The 20,575-nt window shown below is 60.2% G+C and carries 15 protein-coding genes; 6 read left to right on the top strand and 9 right to left on the bottom strand.

Translation table 11 applies throughout. The features are described from left to right. A partial coding sequence (locus AADA04_RS13330) for a nitroreductase (protein ID WP_340693764.1) occupies nucleotides 1–604 on the top strand: 604 nt, incomplete at its 5' end. A gap of 1 nt (nucleotide 605) precedes the next feature. Here AADA04_RS13330 and queF read toward each other — a convergent pair. Together queF and AADA04_RS13320 are read right to left on the bottom strand one after the other, a co-directional pair. Then, nucleotides 606–1,073, bottom strand: a complete 468-nt coding sequence (gene queF, locus AADA04_RS13325; protein ID WP_340693763.1) for a preQ(1) synthase — start codon at nucleotides 1,071–1,073, stop codon at nucleotides 606–608. After that, nucleotides 1,066–2,085 carry a calcium/sodium antiporter gene (locus AADA04_RS13320; RefSeq protein ID WP_340693762.1) on the bottom strand — a complete coding sequence of 340 codons (1,020 nt, stop codon included), beginning with the start codon at nucleotides 2,083–2,085 and terminating at the stop codon, nucleotides 1,066–1,068. The genes queF and AADA04_RS13320 overlap by 8 nt, the downstream gene beginning before the upstream one ends. 259 nt (nucleotides 2,086–2,344) lie before the next feature. On the opposite strand from AADA04_RS13320, the gene AADA04_RS13315 reads away from it, so the two are divergent. The 3 genes from AADA04_RS13315 (at nucleotide 2,345) to AADA04_RS13305 (ending at nucleotide 8,853) form a co-directional block, all read left to right on the top strand. Beyond that, entirely contained in the window at nucleotides 2,345–4,174 is a 1,830-nt protein-coding gene (locus AADA04_RS13315; RefSeq protein WP_340693761.1) for a BamA/TamA family outer membrane protein, read from the top strand. Further along, on the top strand, nucleotides 4,174–8,280 hold the full coding sequence (locus tag AADA04_RS13310; protein WP_340693760.1) for a translocation/assembly module TamB domain-containing protein: 4,107 nt from the start codon (nucleotides 4,174–4,176) through the stop codon (nucleotides 8,278–8,280). Before AADA04_RS13315 ends, AADA04_RS13310 begins: the two co-directional genes overlap by 1 nt. Nucleotides 8,281–8,472: 192 nt before the next feature. Then, the gene (locus tag AADA04_RS13305) at nucleotides 8,473–8,853 is read left to right on the top strand and encodes a helix-turn-helix transcriptional regulator (RefSeq protein WP_340693759.1); all 381 of its coding nucleotides are present in this window, start codon (nucleotides 8,473–8,475) and stop codon (nucleotides 8,851–8,853) included. Here the strand turns inward: AADA04_RS13305 and AADA04_RS13300 are convergent. The 7 genes from AADA04_RS13300 to hutI all read right to left on the bottom strand — a co-directional run bounded on the left by AADA04_RS13300 (nucleotide 8,839) and on the right by hutI (nucleotide 18,349). Beyond that, the gene (locus AADA04_RS13300; RefSeq protein WP_340693758.1) at nucleotides 8,839–9,825 is read right to left on the bottom strand and encodes a LysR family transcriptional regulator; all 987 of its coding nucleotides are present in this window, start codon (nucleotides 9,823–9,825) and stop codon (nucleotides 8,839–8,841) included. The genes AADA04_RS13305 and AADA04_RS13300 overlap by 15 nt on opposite strands. 127 nt (nucleotides 9,826–9,952) lie before the next feature. Then, nucleotides 9,953–10,396, bottom strand: a complete 444-nt coding sequence (locus AADA04_RS13295) for a hypothetical protein (protein ID WP_340693757.1) — start codon at nucleotides 10,394–10,396, stop codon at nucleotides 9,953–9,955. 160 nt (nucleotides 10,397–10,556) lie between these two features. Further along, nucleotides 10,557–12,833, bottom strand: coding sequence for a Tex family protein (locus AADA04_RS13290; protein WP_340693756.1), 2,277 nt, complete (start codon nucleotides 12,831–12,833; stop codon nucleotides 10,557–10,559). A 326-nt stretch (nucleotides 12,834–13,159) separates the two neighbouring features. Continuing rightward, a complete protein-coding gene (gene hutU, locus AADA04_RS13285; RefSeq protein WP_340693755.1) occupies nucleotides 13,160–14,824 on the bottom strand; it encodes a urocanate hydratase in 1,665 nt (554 codons plus the stop codon). After that, a complete protein-coding gene (gene hutG, locus AADA04_RS13280) occupies nucleotides 14,824–15,621 on the bottom strand; it encodes an N-formylglutamate deformylase (RefSeq protein WP_340693754.1) in 798 nt (265 codons plus the stop codon). The genes hutU and hutG overlap by 1 nt, the downstream gene beginning before the upstream one ends. Continuing rightward, the gene (hutH, locus tag AADA04_RS13275; RefSeq protein WP_340693753.1) at nucleotides 15,618–17,156 is read right to left on the bottom strand and encodes a histidine ammonia-lyase; all 1,539 of its coding nucleotides are present in this window, start codon (nucleotides 17,154–17,156) and stop codon (nucleotides 15,618–15,620) included. The genes hutG and hutH overlap by 4 nt, the downstream gene beginning before the upstream one ends. Continuing rightward, on the bottom strand, nucleotides 17,156–18,349 hold the full coding sequence (gene hutI / locus AADA04_RS13270; protein ID WP_340693752.1) for an imidazolonepropionase: 1,194 nt from the start codon (nucleotides 18,347–18,349) through the stop codon (nucleotides 17,156–17,158). The genes hutH and hutI overlap by 1 nt, the downstream gene beginning before the upstream one ends. Between hutI and AADA04_RS13265 the strand changes: the two genes are divergently transcribed. Next, complete coding sequence (locus AADA04_RS13265) at nucleotides 18,348–19,787, top strand: formimidoylglutamate deiminase (protein ID WP_340693751.1); 1,440 nt, start codon at nucleotides 18,348–18,350, stop codon at nucleotides 19,785–19,787. The genes hutI and AADA04_RS13265 overlap by 2 nt on opposite strands. Continuing rightward, complete coding sequence (locus AADA04_RS13260; RefSeq protein WP_340693750.1) at nucleotides 19,784–20,497, top strand: GntR family transcriptional regulator; 714 nt, start codon at nucleotides 19,784–19,786, stop codon at nucleotides 20,495–20,497. The genes AADA04_RS13265 and AADA04_RS13260 overlap by 4 nt, the downstream gene beginning before the upstream one ends. Nucleotides 20,498–20,575: the final 78 nt, after the last annotated feature.

Raw genomic sequence — 20,575 nt, 5'->3', positions numbered from 1 at the left:
TGGTACGACCATGCTGCCAGTTCGACCGAGCGCCGAGGCCCGCGCCTTGCTCGCGCTGCGCCGCTCGGCCAGCAAGCATCACCTGACGGAGCCCGGCCCTTCGCCGGAGTCTCTCGATGAACTATTGCGTGTGGCGGCCCGTGTGCCGGACCATAGGCGGCTTTCACCGTGGCGATTCATCGTTTTCGAAGGCGACGCACGCTTGTCGTTCGGCAAGGAACTGGCGCGAATCCATGACGCGAATACGCCGGACGCGGAATCCAAGAATGTGCTGGAAGCCGCCAGCCTGCCCCTTCGCGCGCCGGTCATGGTGGCCGTGATTTCCTCACCCGACCATGGGCACAAGACGCCGGTCTGGGAACAGGAACTCTCGGCGGGCGCGGTCTGCCAAAACCTGCTGCTCGCGGCGAACGCAGCGGGCTGGGCCGGGGTCTGGCTGTCCGAGTGGATGGCCTTCGACCCGCAGGTCGCCAAAACGCTCGGCCTGACTGATGGCGAACGCGTGGCGGGATTTGTCTATCTCGGCACAGCGACGATGGGATGCCCGGAACGCCCAAGAGCGGTCATGAGCGAAAAGATCGTGCGCTGGACGCCGCCCGCCTGAATCAGCCCCGACCGCGATAGCTCGCAACGCCGGTGTCGGGCACGTAGAGTCCGGCTGGCACCCCACCGGATTGCCAGAAGACATCAATCGGGATGCCGCCGCGCGGATACCAATAGGCCGAAATCCGCAGCCACTTTGCCTCGGTGAAGGCATGAATCCGCTTGCCGATGGCGACCGAGCAATCCTCGTGGAAAGCGCCGTGATTGCGGAAACTGGTGAGATAGAGCTTCAGGCTCTTGCTCTCCACCAGCCAGTCGCCCGGGGCATAGTCGATCACGATATGCGCAAAGTCCGGCTGTCCGGTGACCGGACAGAGCGAGGTGAATTCGGGGGCGACGAACCGGGTGAGGTAGAGCGTACCGGCATGGGGATTGGGCACGCGTTCGAGGCGGGCGTCCTCGGGGCTTTGCGGAGCGGGAGTCTGCTGGCCGAGCTGGCCGAGCCCCTGGTAGATTGGATTATCAGGCATAGGGGAGAATTCCTGGAACGGGGACAAGGTCAAACAAGAGGCCGAAATAGAGGGCATAGGCAAGCAGGAGCACTGCGCCTTCCCAACGCGCGATCCGTTTTCCGGTCATCGCGAACAGCATGAGCAGGAAGACCGACAGGATCAGCGCGCCGATATCTTCGAACGATATGATGCTCGCATGATGTCCCTGCGACATCGCCTCGGCGGAGATATCGCCCCGGACGCTGAACGGATGGACCACCGCCGTGATGCCGAGGATTCCCAACACGTTGAAGATGTTCGAGCCGATAATATTGCCCAGCGCGACGTCTGACTTGCCGCGATAGGCCGCGACAACGGAGGTCACCAGTTCGGGCAGGCTGGTTCCGACGGCGACGATGGTGAGACCGATAATGGTTTCGCTGATGCCGAAATCCCGCGCGATGACCACGCCCCCGTCCACCAGCAGCCGGGCGCCAAACACGACGCCAACAAGTCCCGCCGCGGCGATGACCAGCCCGAGAAACAGGCCATAGCGAGCATCGACGGTTTCGCCCTCGGCCACGTGCATCACGGCAGCCTCATTGTCGCGGCGCTGGTCTGCGACAAATGAATAGGTGAGGTAGACCAGTAACGCGCCGAGGAGCGCGATACCGACGGGACGGCTGAATAGATCAAACCAGATCAAGGCGCAGAGCAGCGCCGTGACGGCAAGCATGATGAGCCCATCCCTGGCCAGCGCGCGCGGATTGGTCAGGATCGGACGGATCATCGCGGCGACACCGAGCACGAGCAGCACATTGGCAATATTCGACCCGACGACATTGCCGACGGCGATGCCCACCGCGTTCTGGTCGATGGCTCTCAAACTGGTCACGAGTTCGGGAACCGACGTGCCAAAACCGACTAAAGTCAGGCCGATCACCAATTCGGAGATGTTGAGCTTGCGCGCAACGCTGACCGACCCCCGGACGAGTGCCTCTCCGCCAATGAAAAGCAGGACCAAGCCGCCAAGCACCATCAAATACGTCATTCATTGCCCCGAAAACTTCCAATCAGACGATTATACGGTGTGTGCAGGCTGGCTGGCAAACAGAGACTACCGTGCCTGCGGCAACCGGGAAAAGCGCCGAGATTGCGCGTATTTACCCGAAAATTTGCCGTTAACGTGCAGTGTTTGGGGCGAAAACTGCATTCGGCAGGCTTATCTGCACACTAGACAGGCCTGTTCAGCCTTCATTTAGGAAAACTGGCGCAATCCTCGCATTGAAATCTGGATGGTAAATACTTCGATGTCACAACGGCTTGCCCGCTTCACCACCGCAGCCGGGAGCGCTCTCACGCACCCGGCCACGGGCGTGTGCCTGCTGAGTGCCGTGACGGCGTGCGCCGGCTTTCCCGGGCATAGCGGAAATGGTGCCGGATCGATCAGCCAGCAAGTGCCAGTCGAACTGAATGGTCTGCCATCCGGTTTGGACACCAAGGCAAAGGCCGTACTCGAAACAGACGATGCAGCGCCTCGCAGCGTACTCGAATCGCGGCGCAAGGCGGCGGCCTCTGCCGACACGCTGGAAGAGTTCCTCGCATCCGAAGGCTATCTCGCGGCCGATGTGTCGCCCGAACTGATCGAGTCAGTCGACAAGAAACCGCGCCTGGACGTATCCGCCGGCGACATGTTCCAGGTCGCCTCCGTCGCCCTGACGCTCGACTCCGATGTAAACGAAAAGCTGCAGGCGGAGCTCGAGAAAGACAGGAAATCCCTTGCCGTCGGCGCGCCAGCGCGGACATCCGACATTGAGGCACTGGAAGCACAATTTCTCGGCAGACTTCGCAAAGGTGGCCATGCGTTCGCCGAAAGCGGCGGGATCGACGTGCTGGCTTCGCGCAAGGACAAGACTGTCGAGCTGACATACGCGCTGGCACCCGGCCCTTTCGTGCGACTCGGAGACATGGTCGTCCTGGAATCGGGCGGGTGCAAAGTCACAACGATCTGCGCCCTCCGGACGTGGAAACCGGGAGATGCCTATACACCCGACAAGATTGACCAGCTGCGCCTCCGCCTGCGCAGCAGCGGCCTGTTCGACGGCATAGGCGTGGAAGTCTCAAACACACCAGACGAAAACGGATACTATCCGGTCCAGCTCACGCTGACAGACGCCAAACGCCGCTCCGTCGGCGCTGGTGTGACCGCTTCGACCACTGACGGTGTCGGCGCAGACGCATACTGGGAGCGCCGAAACGTAACGGGTCGCGGTGACACGTTCCGGCTGCAGGGCGAAGTGGCGACGGTCGCGCGCGACTTGACGGCAAAATACACGAGACCGAACATCGGCCGCTACGGGCGCACGCTCACGGCCGAGGCCGGCATCCGCGCCGAGGAGACCGATGCCTACGACCTGCAGGGCATCAAGGTCGGCGCAGCACTCTCTCAGCCATTCAACAAGCAACTCACGCTCTCTGCCGGCGCTTCCATTGATGCTACGCGAACGGAAGAGGCCAGCTCGAGCTCCCTGCAGGATCCCATTGAACTCTACACGCTGTCGTTTCCGCTCGCCGCGACCTATTCGACCGTCAAGCAACCGCTCGACCCCCAGGCTGGCCAGCGCGTCTTTCTTGGCGTCGAACCTGGCATGTCAGTTGGCGACACCACGGCGGGTTACACGCGCATGCTTTTGACCGGCTCCACTTACCACAAGATTGCGGACGGGCCGTTCGTTGCCGCCTTGCGTGGCGAGTTCGGCGCCTTTCTCGGATCCAACGCCGTTCCGATCGACCGCCTGTTCTTCGCCGGCGGTGGCGGTTCGGTGCGCGGATTTGAGTACCAGAGCTTGTCGCCACGTGACTCCAGCGGCGCTTTGATTGGCGGCCGGAGTCTTTTTGATGTGTCAGCCGAACTGCGCTGGCGGCGCAGCGACAAGCTCGGTTACGTGCTGTTCGTTGACAGCGGCGCGGCGGCGGACAGCGTCGACGACGTCTTCAATAATATGCGCACGGCCGTCGGCTTTGGCTTCCGCTATTATCCCGGCTTTGGTCCGATCCGGGTCGATATCGCAACGCCGGTCGACAGGCGCGACGGGGAAGACCCGGTCCAGTTTTACGTATCCATCGGGCAGTCATTCTGATGGCCTTCATCCAAACATCCATCAATTTCATCCGTCGTCGTCCATTTTCGTCGGCAGGTGTGGGGATTGTTGTCTTCCTGCTTGTGGCAGTCATGGGTGCGCGCCTCTGGATCAACAGTGATGGCGGGCGAGCCTATGTCCTGTCGCAAATCGACGGTCGGACGGTCAGCAGCCTCGGAACAATATCGGCATCGGGGCTGACAGGCGACCCGCTCAAGCGCATGCATCTCGATCAGCTGTCGATAGCGGATGTCGATGGCAAATGGCTTGACGCGAGAGACATCAACCTTCGCTGGACACCGCGCGCGCTTCTGTCCCGCAAGGTGGAGCTCAATCTTGCCAGTGCAGGAGACATAGCGGTCCTTCGCCGCCCTGCAACGTCGCCGAGCGAAACGTCAGGCGAAAGTCAATGGAGTGTGACGCTCGAAGACCTCAACATTGGCAAACTCTCGCTCGCTGAAGGTGTCGCCGGGCCAGCCGCCGCGTTCAGCGTTTCGGGGGCGTTTTCCAGCGGACGCGACGCAATCGTCAAAGCCAAGCTGGACATTGCACCGCTTGAAGGTCTTGGCGACCGCTTCAGGATCGATGCCCAGCGGGATGCAGCTGGCCAGTTCAAACTGGACGCCGAGGGCGAGGCTCCCGCCGACGGCACGTTCGCGACGCTGCTGCGACTTGCGGCCGGGCAGAGCGCCAGTCTGAGTGCCTCAGCCGATGGCACACTGGACGAAGGCGATGGCTATTTCCTGATGAAGGTCTCGGGCGAGGACGCGGCCTCGATGACTGCCAAGATCGTGGCGGGACGATTGACTGCGAACGCCGATCTCGATGCAACCGTCCTGCCTTTTCCGGACACGTTGCGGCAATTGCTCGGTGCAAACGCGCGTTTCGTTCTCGGCGCAGATATCGAAAAGCACCTGGCGGCGTTCGACCTGTCCGCAAGCATGGCGTCGGGCACGCTGGCCGCCACAGGTGAGGCGAACATTGACACCAAGTCACTGGAAGGCCCCGCCGCCATCGAGCTGGATTTCACGGGCCTCTCCGACCTCGCGGGGTTTGCAGCCGACCTCTCGCTGGACGGAACACTCGAGTTAACCGACGACGTGCCAACCTACACGGGCGGCGCGATCCTCACCGCGCATGAGGGAGCGGACCTGCCCTTCACCCGTCTTTCAGGGCCTGTGACCGCCTCGCTAAAGGCCCAACAGATACCGTTCAAGGCCGATCTCACCGGTGAAGGCGTCCTGTCGGGCAATCGAAGCCTGTCCGGCCTGATCGGAGTTAAGCCCCACCTTGTGGCGAGCGGCGTTTATGCGCGCAATACCGGTATCCTCACCCTCTCCCCCTCCGTCCTTCAGTTGCCGGAGGGCACGGTTTCGGCCTCGGGCACGTTGAGCCCGAAGGCGCGCACGCTGGATTTGCGTGGCACGGTAGACCAAGCCCTTCGCAGCTTGCCTGGCGAGTTCGGCGGGCGGGCGTCCGGAACATTCCGCGTGCACAGCACACTCAACAAGCCACAGATCGAGACAATCCTGGCGGGTGCGGGGTTTTCCGGACTACCGGAGACGATACAGCCACTGATCGGTGCCTCGCCGAGGCTGAATGCGTCCCTCGCTGTCGATGGCAATACGATAAGCATCGCGAAGATGAAACTGACCGGCGCCGGCGTTCAGTTCGACGGGGGCGGCCTCTACCGCATTGGCGACGCCAGCGCGCTGCGCTTCGACTTTGTGCAGACCGAACCGCTCGACATCAGCGGGAACAGGTTTGACCTCCACGCTGGCACGGTCAGTCTTTCGGGCCCCGCCAGCGCGCGCGAAATAGGTGTCGCGTCAAAAGGTGGCGTGTTTGAAATCGCCTCCCGCCGCGTCGAACAGGTCGCCGCGACGACCACGCTCGGCATTCGCGGCGGCCGTGTAACAGGTCCGCTGGCTGCTATCGGCAAACTAGCGGGCGAAACGCTGGACCTGACAGCCGATCTCGTGCGCGCCGACGAAGGCACCCTGATCGAAAACCTGAACGGCACATATGGCCCCCTAGGAATTACAGGCCGGGCCGAAATAAGCCCCGCGGGCGACCTTGTCGTTCTGGTGAATGCCGAAGGTGACGGCCTGAAGACTGAAGACGTGCAAATCGACAGCCTTCGCGCCACTGTCAGCATCGTGAAGGAAGGCCAGGATCCGATGTCTATCGTGGCCCATGCCGATGGCATCGGCGCGAAACTGCCATCGGCCTTCCAGCTCGATACGTTCACGGCAGACATAAAGAACAACAAGGATGGTTACGATTTCAAGGCCAGCCTGAAGAGCGACCAGCCCTCACGCCCATTCGATTTTGCGGTTTCGGGACAGGCTGACCTGTCGGGCGTATCGCCCAATGGCACGTTCAACCTGTCAGGATCCGCTCTTGGCGAACCGCTCAGTACACCGGAACCGGCTCACTGGAGTCTCGGCGAGGCACCCGATCTTGACGGACGCCTTTCGGTTCTCGGTGGCGAGGTGAAAGCCAAGCTTTCGGGCACCGGCGAAACGGCGCTGCTGGCAATCGATGTCAAAGCCGTCGATTTCGGCGCCCTGTTTGCACTCGCCAATCTGGGCGATGTCGACGCGCGCCTCAATGGTCATGGCGAGTTTCGGCCCATCGGCCTATCACCGTCCGGATCTTTCGCCTTCTCGGCCACCAGCCCCATTCCCGGACTCGATACGTCGCTTTCGCTCGACCTGACCGGTCGTCTCGATGCCAACACACTGAAGGTCAATGCGAGAAGCAATTACGGCAAGGACCTCGTCCTCGTCGCAGACCTGGCATTGCCCATCAAGCCGTCTGCCGAATCCCTCGCCCGTCTGGACCGCACGCAATCCCTGACCGGGCGCGCCACCCTGAACGGCGACCTTGGCGCATTGCATACGGCTGCGCTTGCCTATGGCCACGATATTGGCGGTCGGATCGATGCAGGGGCGACTATGTCAGGATCGCTGTCCGAGCCCGTCTACAAGGCAAATGCGGATGTCACCGGCGGGATTTACGAATTCGGCACGACGGGACTCAAATTGACCGACATCACCCTGAAGGCCAGTCTTGCCGACAGGAAAATATCTCTCAACGGTTCGGGCAAGAGCGCCGGAAGCGGATCAGTGGCGCTGGACGGTACGCTCGGCCAGGATGCTGGTCGGCTGAATGCCAACCTGACCCGGTTGCTTGTCTACGAACGCGACGGGGATATGGCGCGACTTAGCGGCAATGTGACATTCTCCGAAGACCAAAGCGGACGCCTCGTCTCGGGTAAACTGACTGTCGACGAGGCGCGCGTATCGCTCGACAATCTCCCGTCTTCCGGCCCGAAGGCCATTGATGTCCGCTGGAGCGACGGCGATGAACCGACCAACGCACCCAGCCAGTTGCGCCAGTCCCTGAACATCGACATCGACATTGACGCCGCGCGGCGCGTGTTCGTTACCGGTCGGGGACTCGACAGCGAATGGGCGCTCGATCTGACGGCGTCAGGAACCGTATCGAATGTCAGCCTGTCGGGACAGGCAACCATGGTGCGCGGCGACCTCGATCTCGCCGGACGCCCCTTCGTCTTCGATACCGGAAAGATCACTTTTGACGGCCCGCTCGACACGGCGCGCATCGCGATTGACGCCGACAGGTCGGTCAACGGGTTCGTGGCTCGCGTTCAGGTTTCCGGGAAACCGACAAACCCTGTGTTCGAATTGTCGAGTACGCCCGACCTGCCGCAGGACGAGATCCTGTCCCGACTGCTGTTCGGTCGCTCGTCGATCGACCTGTCTCCCGTCGAGGCCGCGCAACTGGCCTCCTCCATTGCGCGTCTCAGCGGTCGCAGCGTCGGCTTCGACCCGGCCGCCGAATTGCAGGCCGTCCTGGGTGTGGACCGGCTTTCGATCGGCTCGAACGATGCCGGAAATGCGGAGCTTGGCGTCGGTCAGTACCTTGCTGATGATGTCTACCTCCAACTGAATGCTGCCGGTGCAGACGGCAGTTCTGTCGAAGTCGAATGGGAACCTGCGGATCAAATCTCCGTGACATCGGAAACCACGTCGACCGGCGAGAACAAGCTCTCCATAAGGTGGAAAAAGGACTATTAGTCCGGGGATGGCGACTTTTCCGGGATTTGAAACCGAAGGTGTACAAATAGGCCCCATTTTCACTCCCCGATAGCAGCTTACCCAACACCTGCGCTATGGAAGCCCTTCGCGTTTCATATTTTTGATAGCGGTTGCGCTTGCCTAAACACCCAGTGCGCGAAATGCATGGTACTCTTTTGAAGGGTAATTGAAGTGCAGCACGAACCAAGACAATCCAGTTCACGGGCGCCAACACGGGTCGACCAACTCGTTGGCGGCAAAATCCGCGCCCTCAGAATTGCGCAGAATCGTACGCTCGCAGAACTCGGCACTGAACTCGGAATCAGCCACCAGCAGTTGCAAAAATACGAGACCGGGACAAACCGCCTCAGCGCCGGCATGCTGTCCACTGTTGCCGAAGCCCTGCGCGTGCCAATTGCCGACCTGTTCGAGGATGACAGCGACGCGGACAGCGGTTCAAAGGATCCGTCGATGAAGGTCCGCACCGAGTGTCACGACTGGATCGACCGCACCAAGTCCACCGAAAAGCTCGAGACCATGGCCCGCGTTCTGAAGGCCTTATCCAGCGGCTGACGGCCCCGGCGGCATGAACGGCTTCAACGCCTCTATGCGGTTGCCGGCCCTGTTGGGATGGACAAACTCATCGGCGAACCAGAAGGCGTCATTCGCCTCGAAAATGCTTCTCAACCAGTCGAGAACGATCCTGCCCTGCGGCAGGCGCCATACGCGTTCCGTGTAAGTGAGCCAGAACTCGATTGGCGCGATTTCCGGAAGCTCAAGCGGTACGAGTGTCGGCGCCACCGTTCCGATATAGGATGGCAGGAGGGCGATCCCCCCGCCGTTCCTGCACACTTCAATCATCGAGCTCGCTGAATTGGTGACGAACGCGAAATTGATCATCTTCTTGAGCTCCGACATTTTCGGCGCCCATCGTTCGATCTGCATCACATAGGCCTGGTGCAGGATGCACTGGTGCCGGAAATACTCGAACATGCTGTTCGGAGCGCCGTGTTCCTCGATATATTCGGCGGAGGCGAAACTGATATAGTGCAGCGTGCCCAATCGGCGTGAAATGAGGTCGTGGTTCTTCGGCTCCGTGAATTGTATGCCAATGTCGGCCTCTCCGGCCCCGATGTCCGGCGTGTGCTCAAGCACGCTCATCTTGATCTGAATACGCGGATTGACTTGCTGGAAGTCCGGAAGACGGGGCGCGATCCAGTAAGGGCCGAGTCCGTCGCCTGTCGCGAGCGTAATCACGCCTTCTGCTGGCTGGCTCCTGTCGGAGGCTTGCTGGTCAATGAGATTAGCCGCATCGGCCATGACGTGGGCATGGCGCAGCGCCACCTTGCCGACTTCCGTCAATTCGACGCCGCGCGTCGAACGCACGAACAATTGCGTATTGAGGGCTTTTTCCAGGTCATCGATCTTTCGGCCAATCGTGGGCGGCGACTCGCCGAGTCGCGCCGAAGCGGCACTCATGCTGCCGAGTTCGGCGACGATCCTGAAGACCCGCAGATTGTCCCAATCAATGCGTTCTGACGACATCGCTACTTCCCTGAACTTCAGCAGAAGACCCGAACTTCTACCCGGGGACATATATAGTGGCTGTACAATAGCGTCATCACATCAATTAGGCGAGTATTCGCGGGTTTACTCGCCTCGATTTATTGCCTCATGCGGCGCGACGCAGAGTGATAAATCCCGGCTCGACTATGACGGATTCGCACGTAATCTTGAGGACCCAGTCCCGAATACTTCCAGGCCCACCGAGGCAGAGCCTGTGCTCGCGCCTGACGATCGGCAGTGGCCGTGACGATACGGCGCCGAGGCGGGAAAATCCTCGCATGCACTGCGTTTCACACCAGTTCCAGCGATCTTCCACTGTGGCGCATTTGAAGCCGTCATGATCGAGCGGCTTGCGCAGGATGAAGAGGTCCCTGCCATCGACGATCAGGTGGGACACGACGGTATCGAAATAGGTCGGCGCGCGACCGCCGAATGTGTCGGGGTCCGTCAAAAGGCGAACGGCATCGACCTGTGCGCCCGCAATCACGCCGTTCGGTAGCGGATTTCGTAACATTGTCGACAAGCGCGTGGGAATTTCCGGATAGAACATCGGTCGGCTCCAATCACAACCCGATCAGGCGCCCCCGCCATCCCTTTATCCCAGATTATGCCTGCGCCGCCGGCCCCGCCAGTTACGAATCGGCCATATGACCGCTGTTTAAGATTGGCGACGCATCACGCGTGGCGAAAAATCGACCGAATGGACAATCTCAGCGCATTGAGGACAGCACGTCGAACGGACTAGCCGACGCAACATTGGTCGACTTGGGACTGTCTTGCTTCACGCGACCTGCTGCCTGTTTGAGGCTGAGTCCGATCCGTTTGCGCGCAATATCCACGTCGAGGACGAGAACCCTGACCACCTGCCCGGTGCTGACGACCGTATGAGGGTCCTTGACGAAAGTGTCCGAGAGTTCTGAAACATGGACGAGGCCGTCCTGATGCACGCCGATGTCCACGAATGCGCCAAAGGCGGTGACGTTCGTGACGACACCTTCGAGGCGCATGCCCGGCTCAAGGTCGGAGACTTTTTCGATACCGTCCTTGAACGTGGCCGTCTTGAATTCCGGGCGCGGATCGCGCCCAGGCTTTTCAAGCTCGACCAGAATGTCTTTTACCGTCGGGACGCCGAATATCGCATCAGCATACTCTTCCGGCTTCAGCTTGGCCAGGAAGGCCCTGTCGCCGATCAGATCGCTCAGCTTCCGACCTGTTTTCTTGGCGATACGCTCAACCACGGGATAGGCCTCCGGATGCACCGAGGAGCCATCGAGCGGGTTCTTTCCCTTTGCGATACGCAGGAAGCCCGCAGCCTGTTCGAAGGCCTTGGGCCCCAGCCGGGGCACCTTTTTGAGATCACTCCGCGATTTGAACGGACCGTTCTTGTCGCGATAGGCCACGATATTCGCGGCGATTGTCGCATTCAGGCCAGCGACGCGCGCGAGAAGCGACGCAGACGCCGTGTTGACGTCCACGCCGACAGTGTTCACGCACGCTTCGATGACACCATCGAGCGAGTGGGCCAGAGCAGACTGGTCAACATCGTGTTGGTACTGGCCGACGCCGATTGCCTTGGGTTCGATTTTCACCAATTCCGCCAGCGGGTCCTGCAGGCGGCGCGCAATGGAAACCGCGCCGCGAATGCTGACATCGAGATCGGGGAATTCCTTGGCTGCCAGTTCGGACGCCGAATAAACGGAGGCGCCAGCCTCTGAAACCATCAGGCGCGTCAGGTTCAGATCGGGCAGTTTCGCGGAAAGGTCCGCCACCAGTTTCTCCGTCTCGCGTCCCGCCGTGCCATTACCGACGCTGACGAGTTCCACCTTGTGCTTCTTGCAGAGGGCCGCGAGCGTCGCGACAGACCCGGCCCAGTCCTTGCGCGGCTCGTGCGGGTAAATCGTCGCTGTATCGAGCAGCTTGCCCGTGGCATCGACGACCGCGATCTTGCAGCCGGTGCGGATGCCCGGATCGATGCCCATGACGACTTTCGGTCCTGCCGGCGCCGCCATCAGGAGATCGCGCATGTTCAATGAAAAGATCCGGATGGCTTCGCCATCAGCAGACTCTTTCAACCGCGTGATCGATTCCCGCGAACTGGCGGGCTCGAGCTTGCCCTTCCACGCGGCCTGGGCGGTTTCGGACAGCCATTCATCACCGGGGCGCCCCTTTTTGGCGATGCCGAATTCGGAGCAGATTTCCCGCACCGCGGGGTGGTCACGCGGATCAGCGTGCGGCACGGTCAGCTTGACGCGCAAGATGCCTTCCTTCTGCCCGCGCAGCAGTGCGAGCGCCCGGTGTGATGGCATCACGTTGATGGGCTCGTCGAATTCAAAATAGTCAGCGAACTTGGCACCTTCCGCCTCCTTGCCCTTCACGAGGGAGGAGCCCAGCTTGCCGCTGGTCCAGACGGTCTCACGGATCTTGCGGACCAGACGCGGCGTTTCCGCCATCTTCTCGACGATGATCTCACGCGCGCCATCGAGGGCGCTGGCCTGATCAGACACGCCTTTCTTGGCTGACACGAAGCCTTTCGCTTCCGATGCCGGCAGCAGCGCCGGATTGGACAGCAACCGCTCAGCGAGCGGTTCCAGGCCCGCCTCCTTCGCAATTGTCGCCTTGGTGCGCCGCTTGACCTTGTAAGGCGTGTAGATGTCTTCCAGTTCGACCTTGGTCCCGGCAGCCATGATTTCCCGCTCCAGCGCAGGTGTCAGCTTGTCCTGCTCCCTTATGGCATTCAGCACGACCACGCGACGGCCGGCCAATTCTGTCAGGTATTCAAGGCGTTGGGTGAGTGCCCGCAGCTGCGTGTCGTCCAGGCCGCCCGTACGTTCCTTGCGATAGCGCGCAATGAAGGGAACCGTCGCGCCCTCATCCAACAGGTCCATGACGGCTGACACCTGTCGCTCAGCCACGCCAAGTTCCTGAGCAATCTGTCGTGCGATGTTGTTCCCGGCAGATGAAGCAGTGGAGCGTGATGTGGCGGTCATGGAGAAAAGCCTTTGAAATACAGTGGATCGGTGCGCCCGGGCGCGGGCGAACCTGAAAATTCACCGCAAATCGTTCACACCTCGTTTACGCCTGAAACAATCGCGTTCATTCGCTGGGTAATAATGCAGTTCTGGACCGAGCTTGTTCGGAACCAACGCCCACTCGAGGCTGTCACGCCATATGCGAGAAACGGTGTCACACATTGTTTTGAACAGGGCCTATGATCAATATTTCTTCCATGATTGAGGTGACGAAGCGGAACATTTTCCACTAGCGAAATCTGATCACCCTACTCCGCAAACGGATCTCACGGCATGATCAGCGGTTAAAGTATGCCCGGCAAATTGAGATTATGCGTAGCGGCGCATTCAAGCGCCGACTCATATCCGGCATCTGCGTGGCGCATGACGCCTGTCGCAGGATCGTTCCAGAGAACGCGCGCAATCCGCCTGTCTGCGTCCTCGGTCCCGTCGCAGCAAATCACCATACCAGAGTGCTGGGAGAACCCCATGCCGACACCGCCACCATGATGAATCGACACCCAGGTCGCACCCGACGCTGTATTCAGCAAGGCGTTGAGGAGAGGCCAGTCCGACACCGCATCAGAACCGTCTTTCATGGCTTCTGTCTCGCGATTGGGTGAGGCAACAGACCCTGAATCCAGATGATCGCGCCCTATCACGATAGGCGCGGACAGTTCGCCATTGCGCACCATCTCATTGAAGGCCAGCCCCAACTTGTCTCGCACGCCCAGGCCGACCCAGCAGATACGAGCCGGCAAGCCCTGAAACGGAATCCGTTCACGCGCCATATCAAGCCACTTGTGCAAGTGGGGATCATCTATCAACTCACGGACTTTGGCGTCGGTCTTGTAAATATCCTCCGGATCGCCCGACAGGGCACACCAGCGGAACGGCCCGATCCCACGGCAAAACAGAGGCCTGATATAGGCCGGAACGAAGCCTGGAAACGCGAATGCGTTCTCCAGACCTTCGTCTTTTGCGACCTGACGAATATTGTTCCCGTAATCCAGCGTCGGCACGCCGGCATTCCAGAAGTCCACCATGGTCTGGACCTGGACTTTCATGCTGGCCCGTGCCGCTTGCTCGACACGCTTCGGGTCCGTCGATTGCGCCTCACGCCACTCAGCCACAGTCCATCCTTGCGGCAAATAGCCATGCAATGGATCATGTGCACTGGTCTGGTCGGTCACGATGTCGGGCCGCACGCCCCGCTCGTAGATTTCGGGAAAAATGTCGGCAGCGTTCCCGATCAGCGCCACAGATTTGGCCTCACCGGCGGCTGTCCAGGCAGCGATCATCTCCAGCGCCTCATCAAGGCTCGACGTCTTTGCATCGACATAGCGTGTACGAAGGCGGAAATCGACGCGCGTCTCATCACACTCGACCGCAAGACAGCACGCGCCAGCCATCACGGCTGCCAGCGGTTGGGCACCGCCCATGCCGCCCAGTCCGCCGGTCAGAATCCATCGGCCCTTGAGGTCTCCGCCATAATGCTGCCGGCCGGCCTCGACAAATGTTTCATATGTACCCTGAACGATACCCTGGGTCCCGATATAGATCCAGGACCCGGCCGTCATCTGCCCATACATGGCGAGGCCCTTTTTATCGAGCTCGTTGAAATGGTCCCAGTTGGCCCAATTGGGCACAAGATTCGAGTTGGCAATCAGCACGCGAGGTGCGTCCTCATGTGTACGAAACACGCCTACTGGCTTGCCGGACTGGACGAGAAGAGTCTCGTCTGCCTCAAGCTCTTTCAGGCTGGCAACAATCTTGTCGAAATCTGCCCAAGTACGGGCTGCGCGACCAATGCCCCCATAAACGACCAGTTCATGCGGATTTTCGGCAACATCCGGGTGCAAGTTGTTCATCAGCATTCGCATTGGCGCTTCGGTCAGCCAACTCTTCGCTGTGATCTCGCTGCCTGTCGCGGGGTAGATGTCTCGCATGTTGTGGCGTGAGTCGGTCATCATGTGCCTCTTAGTTGATATGCTGTGCGCTCGAGTGCCTCAAGAACCAAGGCAAGATGTTCGCGGATGAGCCCCGCCTTGTCGTCGTCATAGTCAAAGGGAGCCGTTTCGGTCGCAAGATAGGTCGACTGCGCAAGCTCCATCTGGATGGCGTGTACGCCGCTCAACGGACGCCCATACTGACGCGTCGTCCAGCCGCCAAGAAAGCGGCCATTCACGACCATGGAATAGTCTCGCGCCCGCTTGCAGGCTTCGGAAGCAGCGCGCTCGAGACGAGGATCACAGGTTGCGCCACTATTCGTCCCGATATTAAAATCCGGCAGCGTCCCTTCAAAGAGGTACGGCGCGCGCGATCGGATCGAGTGACAATCATACAGGACGGCAACACCATGCATTGCCTTCACCCGCTCGAGCTCTGCGTTCAGGGCAGCATGGTAAGGCTGATGCCACGTTGCGCGCCGCGCTTCGATTTCTTCTTCGTCGGGCGGATCGCGCCACAGGGCGTGGCCGTCGAAATCTGTCATCGGCACAAGCCCGGTCGTGTTTTGACCAGGGTAGAGGCTCGCGCCTGCAGGATCCCGATTTGCGTCAACGACATAGCGATGGAAATTCGCCTTCACCATCGTGGCTCCGGGGAGGAGCCCCTCATAAAGGCGGTCGACATGCCAATCCGCGTCCGCAAGACTTTGGCCCAGCGGAGTTAGACGGTCGAAAATATCGGCTGGCAGATAAGTGCCACTGTGCGGAACCCCGAGCACGACCGGCCCGTCACCGCGCTGTACACTTGCGGGAGTCATATGACGATCTCGTCAATGGATTCAGGCAGTCCCGCCGCAGCGGAAAAGTCACCGTTTGCGACCATCATGGCGACCTGCTCCAGATCGGGCGCCATGTACCGATCGGTGGTGAGGCGACTCACCTTCGCGCGCAGTGCCGCAAGCGCATGTTTGAGCGCGGGGCTGGTCTCAAGCGGTGTGCGAAACTCGACGCCCTGTGCAGCACAGAGAAATTCCACCGCGATGATCATGCCAAGGTTTCGGTTCATGCGTTGGAGCCGCCGCGCTCCATGCGCGGCCATCGATACATGATCTTCCTGGTTGGCGGACGTTGGCGTTGAATCGGTTGAACAAGGATTGGCGAGATGCTTGTTTTCACTCATCAAGGCGGCTGATGTCACTTCGGCGATCATCATCCCGGAATTCAGCCCTGGTTCCGGTGTCAGGAAGGGCGGCAAATCGAAGGAAAGCGTGGGATCAACCATCAATGCGACACGGCGCTGCGAGATGGCGCCGATCTCGGCAATCGCAAGTGCGATCTGGTCGGCCGCGAAGGCGACAGGCTCGGCATGAAAGTTCCCCCCCGAAACGATCTGTCCGGTTTCGACGAGAACGAGTGGGTTGTCAGACACGGCATTGGCTTCAATTTCGAGTGTCTGACCGGCGAAGTCGAGCAGATCGAGTGCAGCACCGGTTACCTGCGGCTGACATCGGATGCAGTAAGGATCCTGGACTCTTGAATCGTCACTACGATGACTTTCACGAATCTGGGAACCGTCCAGAAGTTCGCGCATGCCGCGCGCTATGCGGATTTGCCCCTTGTGTCCGCGCAAGGCGTGTATCTCTGCCAGCAAGGGCGCCGTCGATGCCATGACCGCATCCGTCGAGAGGGCCGCTGACACCACGCATTGCAACGCATTGCGCTTGGCAGAGAACAGACCAGCAAGCGCGCAGGCAGTCGAAAACTGGGTGCCGTTGATCAGGCCAAGCCCCTCTTTCGGACCCAGCGTGACGGGGCTGAGACCCACTTTCGACAGAGCTTGCCCGGCTGGCAGCCGCTGATCTTCGAGCCAGGCCTCGCCTTCGCCGATCATCACCGCAGCCATGTGCGCCAAAGGCGCCAGGTCACCCGACGCGCCCACGGACCCTTGATCAGGAATAACCGGCGTCACCCCCTTGTCGAGCATCGCTTCGATTATCGCGATGGTCCGCCAGGACACACCTGACGCGCCGCGCCCGAGCGACAGGAGCTTCAGGGCCATCATCAGCCGTATCGTCGGCACATCGAGAGATTCCCCGACGCCGCAGCAATGCGACAGCACGAGATTGCGCTGCAATGTCTCGGTATCTTCCGACCGGATCTTGATGCTGGCCAGCTTTCCGAATCCGGTGTTCACCCCGTACACCGCGGTCGTGCCCGAAGCAGCTGCGGCGACAATGGCCGCCGCCCTGTCAATTGCAGGGCGCGCTGTCTCCGACAGCCTCACGGGAGCACCTGTGCGCCATATGGATTCAAGTTGGGACAGCGTCGCGGAGCCGGGCACCAGAATTATCATCACATCGCTCCTGCGAACACACGCTTGTGCAAGGGGTTGAACCCGATCCTGTAGGCGAGCTCTGCGGGATGCTCGACGTCCCATATTGCAAGGTCGGCCCGCGCGCCGGAGCGGAGCTTTCCACAGTCGTTCAATCCCAGCGCGGCAGCGCCATGCAATGTCACGCCAGCCAACGCCTCCTCAGGCGTCATTCTGAACAAGGTACACGCCATGTTCATGACAAGCAGAAGAGACGTCATGGGCGACGAACCTGGATTGCAGTCAGTCGCCAAAGCCATTGCCACGCCATGGTTTCGGAGCGCTTCAATCGGCGGAATCTTCGTCTCTCGCAGGAAATAGAACGCGCCGGGAAGCAGGACCGCCACCATGCCTGCACGCGCCATGGCTGCAACGTCCTCTTCGGTCGCAAATTCAAGATGATCACTCGACAAAGCGCCAAATTCGGCTGCCAGCCGCGTGCCTCCGAGGTTTGATAATTGTTCGGCGTGCAGCTTCACAGGCAATCCGAGCGCTTTAGCTGCCTCGAAAACCCTCCGAATCTGTTCCTCGCTGAATGCGATCCCTTCACAAAACCCGTCGACGGCATCCACAAGACCGGCTTCCGCCGCAATTGCCATGGCGGGCAAGCAAACTTCATCGATATAAGCATCCGGCCGACCGGAATATTCAACAGGGACAGCATGGGCGCCCAGAAAACTTGTCTTCACTCGGATGGGCCTGTCTCGCGCGATGCGTCGGGCAACGCGCAGCATCTTTATTTCCGACTCTATATTGAGTCCGTATCCCGATTTTATTTCGATCGTCGTGACGCCTTCGGAAATAAGCGCATCGACCCGTGTCAGGGCGCTGCGAAGCAGGTCTTCTTCGCTCGCCTCGCGCGTCGCTGTCACGGTTGAATTAATGCCCCCACCTGCCCGAGCCACTTCTTCGTAAGTGGCTCCACCAAGGCGGAGTTCAAATTCCCTAGCACGGTTGCCAGCGTGCACGATATGAGTATGGCAATCGACCAATCCGGGAGTGATCAGGCGACCGCCGAGATCCACGCTCTCCCCGGCGCTTGCCTGCTCGGGAACATCCTCCATCCCCCCGACCCATCGGATGGACGCACCGTCAATCCAGATCGCGCCATCCGGCACCAGACCATAGGGCACATTGGAATCGAACGTTGCCAGATTTGCGTGAGTCAGAAGCATGATTCTCTTATTGCCAATTCTCGTATATTTTTTTATATGTCTGCACATATTAATGAGTCAAGGACGTTCGCCAATGGCTGTCATTTCGGCGCGCACAGCACTTCTCGAAGGCGGCTGGGCCCATGATGTTCGCGTTGAAATTGACGCCTCTGGCAAGATTGTATCGGTACTCAGCGATCAGAATCCTGAAGGTCACAAGACAGGAATCCTGCTACCAGCGCCCGCCAACGTTCACTCTCACGCGTTCCAGCGGGCCATGGCAGGCTTGACGGAACGCAAAGGCCCCGACCCCAGCGATTCCTTCTGGACATGGCGTCAGTTGATGTTTCGCTTCCTGGACCGGCTGACCCCCGATCATGTCGAAGGCATCGCGGCCTTCGTGCAGATGGAAATGCTGGAAGCCGGCTATGCCGCAAACGTGGAGTTCCATTATCTCCATCACCAGCCGGGCGGCTCAGCTTACGATAAGTTGTCCGAAATGTCTGACAGGATCGTGGCGGCGGCGGCACACACCGGCATTGGATTGACGCTTTTGCCGGTTCACTACGAATACGGAGGCTGCGACGGGCGGCCGCTTGGACAAGGGCAAATCCGGTTCGGAAATGACTTTGAGCGTTTCGCGAAACTGCACGACCAGGCGCGGCAGACGATGCAATACTTGCCCAGCGATAGCCGCCTTGGCGTTGCGCCTCACAGCCTTCGCGCCGTCGCCGCTCGTGACCTCAAGTCGGCAAGTGACCTAGCAGGCGACGGGCCCCTACATATGCACTTATCCGAACAGCAGGCTGAAGTGGATGAAGTTCTGGCTTTTCATGGCGCGCGGCCGATCAGCTTCTTCCTCGACCAATGCGATGCAGGCCCCCAATGGTGCCTCATCCATTGCATCCAGATGAATAGCGCTGAATCTGACCAGCTTGCGCGCTCTGGGGCCGTCGCGGGCATATGTCCTGTAACTGAAGCGAGTCTTGGAGACGGAATTTTTGGTGCGACGGCATGGCTTGGCGCAGGTGGCGCCCTCGCAATCGGCTCAGATTCGAATATTCGCATTTCGCTCACCGAAGAATTGCGGGCGCTGGAATACTCACAGAGGCTGCGCGACCATTCGCGCGCGTCGCTTGCCACACACGACCGTTCGACTGGCAGGCGCTTGTTCGAAGCGGTCAACAAGGGCGGGGCGCAGGCTTCGGGGCGCAACAGCGCATGCATTTCAGAGGGACGTTTGGCTGACTTGGTCGCGATTGACGACGGTCATGTCGATCTCGCCGGACGAACCGGCGACGCCCTTCTCGACAGCTATATCTTTGCAGGCGATGACAGCCTGGTTACCGATGTATGGTCCGCAGGTCGCCACATGGTTCGCCAAGGACAGCACATCGCCCACGATGCCATTGTAAGTCGCTACCGATCCATCATGCATGAACTCGGTGACGCATTATGACCGCGCAGGCGCTTAACAACTGGCAGGCAGTGCAGGAGGAAGTTGTCCGCCGCATTCATGGAGGGGTCTGGAACCAGGGCGACCTGATCCCGAATGAAGCTGACCTTGCCAAGGAGTTCGGATGCGCGCGCGCCACGGTGAATCGCGCGCTCCAGAGCCTGGCCGATTCCGGGCTGCTGGACAGGCGGCGGAAGGCCGGCACACGGGTGGCCATGTTCCCGGTGAGAAAGGCAACATTGGAAATCCCCCTGATCCGCAAGGAGATTGGCGACAAAGGCCACACTTATGGCTACACCCAGATTTCCCGGAGGCGCGTGGCTCTCCCCTCCCCTGTTGCATTGAAAATGGCGTTGCCTCGCGGCACGAAAGTGCTCCACCTCCTTTGCGTTCATACCGCAGACTCCAAGCCTTATGTCATTGAGGAACGGTGGATCAATCCAGATGCGGTCCCAGCCGTCGATAGCGTCGACTTCTCGCAGATCAGCCCAAATGAATGGCTTTTGAAGAACGTTCCCTACAGCGCAGGCGATATCGCCTTCTCAGCCATGAGCGCGGACAAGCCTGTCGCCGCCTTGCTTGAATGCAAGACCGGCGAGGGACTTTTCGTGATCGACAGGAGCACACGCAGAGACACTCAGGCCATCACATCCGTCCGACTGATCTTTTCACCCGGATACCGGATGAGCACCACACTGTCCTTCCCCGCTTAGACCGGGGCCGGGTTTCTCGACGTAATTGCTGTCTTTCAGGAGGGGGCCGACAGCTCTGGTCACACCTGCTTCCATCGC

Origin of the sequence: Hyphomonas sp., assembly GCF_037969335.1 — a bacterium.
Lineage (GTDB): Bacteria > Pseudomonadota > Alphaproteobacteria > Caulobacterales > Hyphomonadaceae > Hyphomonas.
Note: the sequence above shows the minus strand (reverse complement) of the source record. Positions and strands in the feature narration are given on the sequence as shown.

Coding starts and splice junctions, on each gene's coding strand:
- AADA04_RS13300 (WP_340693758.1), bottom strand. CDS start 9,825: ATGTCGTCAGAACGCATTGATTGGGACAATCTGCGGGTCTTCAGGATC.
- hutI (WP_340693752.1), bottom strand. CDS start 18,349: ATGCTTCTGACTCACGCAAATCTGGCAACGTTCGATTCCAATGTGCCC.
- AADA04_RS13320 (WP_340693762.1), bottom strand. CDS start 2,085: ATGACGTATTTGATGGTGCTTGGCGGCTTGGTCCTGCTTTTCATTGGC.
- AADA04_RS13260 (WP_340693750.1), top strand. CDS start 19,784: ATGACCGCGCAGGCGCTTAACAACTGGCAGGCAGTGCAGGAGGAAGTT.
- queF (WP_340693763.1), bottom strand. CDS start 1,073: ATGCCTGATAATCCAATCTACCAGGGGCTCGGCCAGCTCGGCCAGCAG.
- hutH (WP_340693753.1), bottom strand. CDS start 17,156: ATGATAATTCTGGTGCCCGGCTCCGCGACGCTGTCCCAACTTGAATCC.
- AADA04_RS13315 (WP_340693761.1), top strand. CDS start 2,345: ATGTCACAACGGCTTGCCCGCTTCACCACCGCAGCCGGGAGCGCTCTC.
- AADA04_RS13310 (WP_340693760.1), top strand. CDS start 4,174: ATGGCCTTCATCCAAACATCCATCAATTTCATCCGTCGTCGTCCATTT.
- hutU (WP_340693755.1), bottom strand. CDS start 14,824: ATGACCGACTCACGCCACAACATGCGAGACATCTACCCCGCGACAGGC.
- AADA04_RS13290 (WP_340693756.1), bottom strand. CDS start 12,833: ATGACCGCCACATCACGCTCCACTGCTTCATCTGCCGGGAACAACATC.
- AADA04_RS13295 (WP_340693757.1), bottom strand. CDS start 10,396: ATGTTCTATCCGGAAATTCCCACGCGCTTGTCGACAATGTTACGAAAT.
- AADA04_RS13265 (WP_340693751.1), top strand. CDS start 18,348: ATGATTCTCTTATTGCCAATTCTCGTATATTTTTTTATATGTCTGCAC.
- hutG (WP_340693754.1), bottom strand. CDS start 15,621: ATGACTCCCGCAAGTGTACAGCGCGGTGACGGGCCGGTCGTGCTCGGG.